This is a genomic window from Rhizobium giardinii bv. giardinii H152, from assembly GCF_000379605.1.
GTDB classification, from domain to species: Bacteria; Pseudomonadota; Alphaproteobacteria; order Rhizobiales; family Rhizobiaceae; genus Pararhizobium; species Pararhizobium giardinii.
In genome coordinates this window covers 1-1,010 of sequence record NZ_KB902674.1, presented here as the reverse complement: position 1 = coordinate 1,010, position 1,010 = coordinate 1, and the positions used below count along the sequence as shown (strand labels likewise).

The following is a 1,010-nucleotide window of genomic DNA, read 5'->3' as shown; positions in this document are numbered from 1 at the left end:
CAGGGAGACTAGGGTCTACGGCTAGAGCTTTGTCGCCCGACTGAGTTGGGATCAATGCGTTCCAGCATGCAGCGAACATTTGCTTAACAAGCCTTTGACCGATCTCAACAATCTGGTTTCGAGATGAGCACATATCGAAACTCTATTTGTCAATTCCATTCGATGTAGCCAGTTTGCTCGCCGGAGAGAGAGACGCGCCATCAATATCGCTCAGGGACATTTAGTCCGCGTCGTTACAGCTAACGCAACTCCATCACTGACCAAATGAAATCAAAAACAAGTAGGGGAACTTAGACAATGGAGATCTCTCGGAGAAACGTAATCAAAGCGAGCATGGCCATGGGAGCGGCAGCGTCGTTCCCTTCCCTGCTCCGCGCACAGGCATCGACCGGAGGAGAACCAGTGAAATGGTCCCACGGCGTGCCGCAGGCCTTCGATCCTTACACGACGACAGACGTAGATATCGGCGATTACGCCTTTGGTGTCTACGATATGCTCTTCGGCCTCGATTCAAAGCTCGTGCCACAGCCGCAAATGATCGGGGATTGGAGCGCTTCGGACGACAAGAGGACTTACACCTTCCAGCTTCGAGACGGACTGAGCTGGCACGACCACACAAAGGTTACGGCGGCGGATTGTGTTGCCTCAATTCGCCGTTGGTTCCAGACACCAGGTGGAAGTCTGGTACAGCAGCGGGCGCAGGATGTTTCCATAAAGGACGACAAAACCTTCGTCATCACCCTTAAAGAGCCACTTGGTTTGTTGATTGATCAACTGGCACAAGTCAGCACCTATCCGTTGTTCATCATGCGCGAAAAGGATGCAGATCGTCCGCCGAGTGAAGCGGTTACCACACACATCGGATCGGGGCCATTCAAGTTCAACGAGGAGCTTTTTGTACCCGGGGCTAACATTACGTTCGACAAGTTTGAAGAGTATGTTCCCCGCAGCGAGGCCCCCGACGGACTTGCAGGTGGCAAGATCGCCAGAGTCAGTCGTGTCATCTGGAA

1 protein-coding gene is annotated in these 1,010 nt (G+C 53.0%); it reads left to right on the top strand.

All coding sequences use genetic code 11. From position 1 onward, the window contains the following. Nucleotides 1-402: 402 nt before the first annotated feature. On the top strand, nucleotides 403-1,010 hold a 608-nt coding region (locus A3AY_RS0115245; protein ID WP_245275930.1), incomplete at its 3' end, for an ABC transporter substrate-binding protein.